A 7500-nucleotide genomic window follows, 5' to 3' on the forward strand; every position below is an offset into this window, starting at 1 on the left:
GCACCTGGGCCTTGGCCAGCCGCTTGAGCGCGTGCGGGAGCGTCCCGTCTGCCCAGGCCAGGGCCAGTTCGTCGGGTGGTTGGCCATGCCGTGCAGCTTCATCGCGTTGAGTTTCTCCAGCGTCTGGTCCACGAGCATTCCTTCTTCTCCATCAGTCTCGGTGTCCAGTCTGCGCGCGCCCTCATACGCGCGCGAAGACCACCGTCGAGTCTGGGAGACGCAAGCCAGCACCGACGGGCAATGTCCGCGCACGGCCACGAGGCCGTGCGTGCAGTCGGTGGTAGTAGTGGGCGCCGCGCACGTTCTCGTGCTCGGGCACCGCGCCCTTGTCGGCATGCTTCTCGTCGGCGTCCTCAAGGCGGTGCTGGAGGATGACGACGACGGACTTGTAGCTGACGGCACGGTGGCGCAGTGCCCGGGCGCACGCATTCTCCACGCGGGCCTTGCCGTGCTTCTTCTCGTCGGCCAGGCGCAGCACGCCCAGCGACGAGCGAAAGCCCTGCTGCGAGTGGGGCCGCTTCGTCATGAGTTCCTCCACCAGCTTCGCGCACGAGGGGCCCACGCCTTCGGCCCAGCGAGTGAGACGCAAGGGCGTCCACTCGGCGTGCTGCCGGTGGGGGCGGGCATGTGCTCGGGTTGGGTTGAAAAGCGCCCCGGCTGCGCGCTGCGCACATGGCTGGCCACCCTGCGGCCCGCGAGGAAGGCTTCGACGCAGCCCTCCGTGTGACGCACCTCCACCGGATTGCCCACCAGTGTGTACGGCACGCTGTACCAGTGGCCCTCCAACTCGACGTGGTAGTCGATATTCATCCGCGCCTTCTTCCAGAAGGCCAGCTGGTAGGGGCGCGTAGGCAGGGGCTTGAGCGTCGCGCGCTGGTGGAAGTGGTCACCGCCGGCGGTAGACGAGAGTTGGGCCCACGTGCGTCGCAAATTCCTCGGGGCGCAGCCCTTCGAGCCCGCATGCGAAGAGGTGCTGGAGCTCATCGGCGAGCTGTATGCCATTGAAGCGGACCTGCCCTGCCTTGCCCGGCTGGTCAGCCCTGACGGAACTGGTGCGCCAGGCCGCGCTCGCGCACCGGCTCGCCGTGCGTCAAAGACACTCCGCCCCCGTGGTGGAGCGCATCCGCCAGTGGACCCTGGCCCAGAGGGCCGCTCCCGGCAGGGCCTTACGCAAGGCCCTCGACCCTCGAGTACATACTGAAGCTGTGGGACGGGCTCACCGTCTTCCTGCGCGCCCCCGAGGTGTCCCTCGATAACAACCACGTCGTACGGCAGCTTCGCGACATGGTGGTGAGTCGCAGGAACCACTACGGCAGCAAGTCCCAGCGAGGCACCGAGGTGGCCGCTCTCTTCTACTCCCTCATCGAGACGGCGCGCCTGCCCGGGGAGGCCCCTGGCCACGACCTGCGCCGCGCCGTGCTCGCCGCCATCGAGAACCCGGGCACCATCACGCTCCCGCACCGCCAGGACTGACGACCGCTGCCGTCGCCGCGCTCCCGGTTGGTCCGGCGCTGTGTCCAGACGGGGCACGGCGAACTCCTACACAGAGTCAGCTCCGACACGCCCAGCTTCTGTGCGGCCGCCATGCTCGCGACTGCCGCTACCAGATGCTCCGCATAGCGCACCGCGAAGGCGCGTAGCTCCTCGAGGAACGGCAATGAACCACTCCGCCGCCCGGCCTTCAGCCGCTGCGCCTCCAGACGGAACTGCTCCAACTCCTTCTCAATCTCCACGGCCCGCCTCCAGATGTGTGGCCACGGGAGGTCTCACGGGGGGCGGCATTCCGTCACGACGAGGCTCGGCGAACAGTTACGGTGGACTGGGCGGGTTTGCTCAGGAGGACGTTCGACTTCGACGTGTTCGCGTGCGTGAGCTGTGGAGGCAGGCGGCGGGTGCTGGCGTACGTGAAGGAAGTGGGAGGGGTGCGCGCGCTTCTGGAGCACCTGGGCATGCCCACGGCAGGTGCGCGCCTGGCCCCGGCGCGAGAGCCCTGCAGGCCGCGTGGTGTTGCGGCTCAAGCTGCCACAGCCAAGAGAGCGAGCCCCCTGCCGCGCACCGCATGGGAGCCTGGCCAGGGCCGGCGTGTACCCCAAGGGGCTGCGCGACCTCTCCACCGGCCGGGCGCACTGCTCGGGCTGCCCCTGTCTGCGGCCCTCCTCGGCCCCTCCGCGCCAGCCCTCCCCCTCAACATGGCTTCTATCCCGCCGATACGTCCCAGGGAGCGTATCGGCTCCGCCACCCGCCGCGTGTTGGAGGACGAGCGAAGTTCCGACGGTGGTGATACCTACCAGACGAGGCTCCGCAGCGTGGTGCGCTTGCCGACACGCTCCCAGTGGAGGTCTCCCCCCCAGAGCGCGGGGAACGGTCTCCCCTCCGGAGCGATGGCCAGCCGTCCGTAGAGATAGGGCCCAGGGGTCCGGTCACTGGTGGACACGAGAGTCTCCTGTCCTTTCCCGTCGCTGTCGGAGAAGACGATGGTGAATGGGCCCCCCTTGGACGCGCCCGGGTCCTCCTCCTCGCTCCTGGCCTTCGGCAACACCCAGGCCACAGGCAGGTCCACCTCCACGTGGTTGGGCGTCACCCACCGCGCGGTGGGCGGTGGTACTCTCCGACCGGGGCGGCGGAACCAGGTGCTCACTGGGATACCCTCTTGGGTGCGGGCCACCCCCAGTTGCACCGGGCGGGAGTGGACGTCTCCTCGCTCGCTCCACCACAGCTCGAGGTGGTCTGCACCGAGGATGGCTTTGGGACTCGTGTCCGTGGCCACCACCGTGTGGTCGTCATGGAACTGCGCCACCACCGTCACAGTGTTGCCGCGCCGAAACGCGTGTACCTTCAGGTCCGCGTCTTCCTTTCCGCTCCAGTGCTTCCGTCCCCAGCTCACCCACACCGGGGCATGGCCGGCGGGGATTCCTGTTCCCGGGGCGAGCACCACCGCGTGCTCGGACTGACGGCGCTCCTCGGAACCGTCCTCCTCCTCCCCGGACTCCGAGTCCTCATGGCTCAACGTGCTGAAACGCTGCGCCAGCAGGCTCAGACTCGCCGAGTGATAGCGATCGCTCGAGGAGGTTCCCACCAGCAGTGGCCCTTTCCGATCGAAGCGGACGGAAACAGTGTCGGACCATCCAGTGAGTCCGCTGCGGCCGAGGGTGAGTACCTCCGGACCGCCACCCCTACTGGAGCTCGGGCATTGGTCCATGGCTCCAGGACCCATCCCTCCCCCGGTGAGGGCAAAGCGCTCCCCGCTGGCAAGTCCCACGAGGACCACCGGGCCCGTGGTGCCCTCGCCCTGTTTGAAGAAGCTGTAGCAGACCACGTCGTCGTCCTGGCCATCCCCGTCGAGCTCCAGTTGGAAGTGCGTGATGAGATAGGCGCCCTCCTGCTTCGCACGAGCATGAAACCAGGACATGAAAGGAGTGGATGTGGATGCAACCGCGGGAGTCGCTGGCGGCGCCGCCAGCAGGGCAAGACATGGAAGAAGGGAGAGGACGACCATATCCATCCATCTCAACAACAGCGCCCTCAGCCGGACAAGCGCTGACGATGGCTCCCTGACTCACGCGATGGGCTCGCCTCTTGTTCCTTCAGCTCTGCCTCCGCCCAGGGAACGCTCCGCGTCTCCGACTCGACGGGCGAGTCGCCGTGGAACGCATAAGAGGGATGGGCGGCCTGCTGTGGGACGGGTTGGCGCTATTCCTCAGCGCCCCGGTGGTGGTGGGGCTGGGCTACGCCTTCTCACACAGCGTGGACGCGGTGGCGAAAGGAGCCGCGCGGGCCGAGCACCTGTTGGTGCTAGCCACCACGGCGGCCCTGCTGGCGGTGGGGGGCGTGCGCCGGCTGCGCACGCGGCGCCTGGCCCAACGCTCGCGGTGAGGCGCGGAAAACCCAAGACGCCCAAAACAGAAAACCCCCGGTGTCCACGAGGGACACCGGGGGTTTCTCAAAAAGAATCCGGCAGCGACCTACTCTCCCGCGCGGTTTCCCGCGAAGTACCATCGGCTCTGGAGGGCTTAACTTCCGTGTTCGGGATGGGAACGGGTGGGACCCCTCCGACATAGCCACCGGAAAACAAGCGACAGTGCATACAAAGGGTAAGTTTCAATTCATTGCTGAGCGAAAGTCTCGCTGTGCGTATTTCAGTCTTCCAGGCGAGTGCGTGAAGCACTCGAGCCTCGGCCTTGGCCCCGAGTCCCTTACTCCCCTTGAGGGGGCATGCAAGAGAATGGGGAAAGTAAGCCTCACGACCAATTAGTACCGGTTAGCTGAACGTGTTACCACGCTTACACACCCGGCCTATCAACGTCGTAGTCTTCGACGGGTCTTCAGGGGCTTGCGCCCGGGATACCTGGTCTTGAGGTCGGTTTCCCGCTTAGATGCTTTCAGCGGTTATCCAATCGGCACATGGCTACCCAGCGATGCCTCTGGCGAGACAACTGGTACACCAGCGGTGCCTCCAACCCGGTCCTCTCGTACTAAGGTCAGAGCCTCTCAAGTATCCTACGCCCACAGCAGATAGGGACCAAACTGTCTCACGACGTTTTGAACCCAGCTCGCGTACCGCTTTAATTGGCGAACAGCCAAACCCTTGGGACCTGCTCCAGCCCCAGGATGCGATGAGCCGACATCGAGGTGCCAAACCTCCCCGTCGATGTGAACTCTTGGGGGAGATAAGCCTGTTATCCCCGGAGTACCTTTTATCCGTTGAGCGATGGCCCTTCCATTCAGGACCACCGGATCACTATGACCTGCTTTCGCACCTGCTCGACGTGTCCGTCTCGCAGTCAAGCTCCCTTATGCCATTGCACTCGACGCCCGGTTTCCAATCGGGCTGAGGGAACCATCGCGCGCCTCCGTTACTTTTTGGGAGGCGACCGCCCCAGTCAAACTACCCACCAGACAGTGTCCCAATCCCGGCTGACGGGACATGGTTAGACACCAGAAATCAACAGGGTGGTATTTCACCGTTGCCTCCACCGAACCTAGCGGCCCGGCTTCAAAGGCTCCCACCTATCCTACACAGTCAATCCCTAGTGTCACTGTCAAGTTATAGTAAAGGTTCACGGGGTCTTTCCGTCTTGCTGCGGGTAAACTGCATCGGCACAGCTATTTCAATTTCGCTGAGTCCCTCTCCGAGACAGCGCGGAAGTCGTTACTCCATTCGTGCAGGTCGGAACTTACCCGACAAGGAATTTCGCTACCTTAGGACCGTTATAGTTACGGCCGCCGTTTACTGGGGCTTCGGATCATCGCTTCACCTTGCGGCTGACGAATCCCCTTAACCTTCCAGCACCGGGCAGGAGTCAGACCCTATACGTCGGCTTGTCGCCTTCGCAGAGTCCTGTGTTTTTGGTAAACAGTCGCTACCGCCATTTCTCTGCAACCTCTCTCAGCTCCGGCTGTACGCCTTCACCTACCAGAGGCCCACCTTCTTCCGAAGTTACGGTGGAAATTTGCCTAGTTCCTTGGAGGAGAGTTCTCTCAAGCGCCTTAGGATTTTCTCCTCGCCCACCTGTGTCGGTTTACGGTACGGACACCCTGCAAGCTCCCTACGGGACTTTTCTTGGAAGCAGAGCATCAGCGACTTACCCCTTACGGGGCGCCATGGAGTCTCGGGGATAACTGCCGCGCCTTTATTCGTACGCGACACCCCTACACCTTTAGACTGACACAACCACCGGTCAGCTCGCCTAGCTTTCTCCGTCCTCCCTTAGTTCAACGCTCACAAGATGGTGCAGGAATATTAACCCGCTTTCCATCACCTACGCCTTTCGGCCTCGGCTTAGGTTCCGACTAACCCTGGGAAGATTAACTTGACCCAGGAAACCTTGGGCTTACGGCGAGGGGGTTTCTCACCCCCTTTATCGCTACTCATTTCGGCATCAGCACTCCCAGTCGCTCCAGCCGCCTTTTCAGTCGACCTTCGCTGCAACTGGGACGCTCCCCTACCGCCACACGTTTTACGTGTGACCCGAAGCTTCGGCACTAGTCTTGAGCCCCGTTACATTTTCGGCGCGGCCTGTCTTGACCAGTGAGCTATTACGCTTTCTTTAAAGGATGGCTGCTTCTAAGCCAACCTCCTGGTTGTCAATGACCTGCCACATCCTTTCTAGTGTTCACTTAGACTAGATTTGGGGGCCTTAGCTGTCGGTCTGGGTTATTCCCCTCTTGCCAATGGACGTTATCACCCACTGACTGCGTCCCGGGATAACAATTGCCGGCATTCGGAGTTTGGTACGGTTTGGTAATCTGGTGAGACCCCTAGCCGTTCCAGTGCTCTACCTCCGGCATTGAATTGCCCGAGCCGATACCTAAATATCTTTCGGGGAGAACCAGCTATCACGGAGTTTGATTGGCCTTTCACCCCTACACACAGCTCATCTCAGAAATTTTCAACTTTCACGAGTTCGGTCCTCCATGCGGTGTTACCCGCACTTCAACCTGGCCATGTGTAGATCACCCCGCTTCGGGTTATAATACACGCAACTAAACGCCCTATTCGGACTCGCTTTCGCTCCGGCTCCACCTAACGGCTTAGCCTCGCTACGTATATTAAGTCGCCGAATCATGATGCAAAAGGTACGCTCTCGCACTGGGTTGCCCCGTAGTGCTCGAACTGCTTGTAGACATGCGGTTTCAGGTTCTTTTGACTCCCCTTACCGGGGTTCTTTTCACCTTTCCCTCGCGGTACTTGTTCACTATCGGTCGCCAAGGAGTATTTAGCCTTACCGGATGGTCCCGGCTGATTCAGGCAGGATTGCACGTGTCCCGCCCTACTTGGGTAACCCACTCAGCTCCAACTCGCTTTCGCGTACGCGACTATCACGCTCTTTGGTGCCTCTTTCCAGAGGCTTCCGCTAGCAAGTCAAAGTCCTACCGTGGACCCACTACCCCGACGCCACTTTCGTGGTTTCGGTTTGGGCTTCTCCCATTTCGCTCGCCACTACTTTGGGAATCACTCATTGTTTTCTCTTCCTCAGGGTACTGAGATGTTTCACTTCCCCTGGTTAGCTCCATCCCACCTATGTATTCAGTGAGAGGTAACGCCGCTATTCGCAGCGCTGGGTTTCCCCATTCGGACATCCCCGGATCAACGCTCGGTTGACAGCTCCCCGGGGCTTTTCGCAGCCACCCGCGTCCTTCATCGCCTCTTGGCACCTAGGCATCCACCGCACGCCCTTAGTAGCTTACTTGCCCTAATCTCTTGTTTCACGCCCGCCTCCCGGCGGATTGTCGAAACTCGAAACCAAGGCCCAGACTCCTGCTCTTCGCAGCAAGCCTGGAAGACTTCTTTTTACTTACGCTTGATTAAAAGCACCTGACTCCTTCCCCTCACCTTCGCCTCACGGCGTCAGCTGGGTACTTTCGTCAGGGCTTCTGCGAGAACTTCTCTCAGCAGAAATTGAACTTACCCTTCGTATGCACTTGTCAAAGAACGCTTCTCTAAGCTTCAGAGAAAACTTGTGTGGAGCTGATTGGGTTTGCCACCTGCCAGTGCGCGTC

Annotated in this window: 7 protein-coding genes and 2 rRNA genes (1 of these 9 cut by a window edge); 3 read left to right on the forward strand and 6 right to left on the reverse strand. The window is 61.9% G+C overall.

From position 1 onward, the window contains the following. The 3 genes from OZ403_RS24275 to OZ403_RS24285 all read right to left on the reverse strand — a co-directional run. Positions 1-67, reverse strand: partial view of an ATP-binding protein gene (locus OZ403_RS24275; RefSeq protein WP_328285550.1) — the beginning only. The gene continues 269 nt to the left of window position 1, outside the view; 67 of the gene's 336 nt are visible here — the first part of the coding sequence; it begins with the start codon at positions 65-67; its stop codon lies off the left edge, out of view. Positions 68-181: 114 nt separating this feature from the next. Then, complete coding sequence (locus tag OZ403_RS24280; protein ID WP_268781843.1) at positions 182-526, reverse strand: hypothetical protein; 345 nt, start codon at positions 524-526, stop codon at positions 182-184. Next, the gene (locus OZ403_RS24285; protein ID WP_140876173.1) at positions 523-930 is read right to left on the reverse strand and encodes a transposase; all 408 of its coding nucleotides are present in this window, start codon (positions 928-930) and stop codon (positions 523-525) included. Before OZ403_RS24285 ends, OZ403_RS24280 begins: the two co-directional genes overlap by 4 nt. Here OZ403_RS24285 and OZ403_RS39800 point away from each other — a divergent pair. Both OZ403_RS39800 and OZ403_RS24290 read left to right on the forward strand, forming a co-directional pair. Further along, positions 920-1201 carry a hypothetical protein gene (locus OZ403_RS39800; RefSeq protein WP_418766432.1) on the forward strand — a complete coding sequence of 94 codons (282 nt, stop codon included), beginning with the start codon at positions 920-922 and terminating at the stop codon, positions 1199-1201. The two genes, OZ403_RS24285 and OZ403_RS39800, sit on opposite strands and share 11 nt — an antisense overlap. An 89-nt stretch (positions 1202-1290) precedes the next feature. Next, the gene (locus OZ403_RS24290; protein ID WP_268781844.1) at positions 1291-1473 is read left to right on the forward strand and encodes a hypothetical protein; all 183 of its coding nucleotides are present in this window, start codon (positions 1291-1293) and stop codon (positions 1471-1473) included. Between the two features lie 811 nt (positions 1474-2284). On the opposite strand, the gene OZ403_RS24295 is transcribed toward OZ403_RS24290, so the two are convergent. Next, positions 2285-3409: a hypothetical protein gene (locus OZ403_RS24295; protein ID WP_268781845.1), complete on the reverse strand. Its 1125-nt coding sequence runs from the start codon at positions 3407-3409 to the stop codon at positions 2285-2287. 251 nt (positions 3410-3660) lie between these two features. Between OZ403_RS24295 and OZ403_RS24300 the strand changes: the two genes are divergently transcribed. Further along, the gene (locus OZ403_RS24300; protein WP_268781846.1) at positions 3661-3873 is read left to right on the forward strand and encodes an alkaline phosphatase; all 213 of its coding nucleotides are present in this window, start codon (positions 3661-3663) and stop codon (positions 3871-3873) included. Between the two features lie 76 nt (positions 3874-3949). Here OZ403_RS24300 and rrf read toward each other — a convergent pair. Then, positions 3950-4066, reverse strand: a 5S ribosomal RNA gene (rrf, locus tag OZ403_RS24305). A gap of 161 nt (positions 4067-4227) precedes the next feature. After that, positions 4228-7190: ribosomal RNA gene (locus OZ403_RS24310) — 23S ribosomal RNA — on the reverse strand. Between the last annotated feature and the right edge of the window lie 310 nt (positions 7191-7500).

This window comes from Myxococcus sp. NMCA1 (assembly GCF_026810205.1).
In the GTDB taxonomy this organism is placed as follows: domain Bacteria; phylum Myxococcota; class Myxococcia; order Myxococcales; family Myxococcaceae; genus Myxococcus; species Myxococcus xanthus_A.

Bases quoted from the DNA above. Each gene is read 5' to 3' on its own strand.
- OZ403_RS24280 (WP_268781843.1), bottom strand. From the start codon at position 526: ATGACGAAGCGGCCCCACTCGCAGCAGGGCTTTCGCTCGTCGCTGGGC.
- OZ403_RS24295 (WP_268781845.1), bottom strand. From the start codon at position 3,409: ATGTCCTGGTTTCATGCTCGTGCGAAGCAGGAGGGCGCCTATCTCATC.
- OZ403_RS24300 (WP_268781846.1), top strand. From the start codon at position 3,661: ATGGGCGGCCTGCTGTGGGACGGGTTGGCGCTATTCCTCAGCGCCCCG.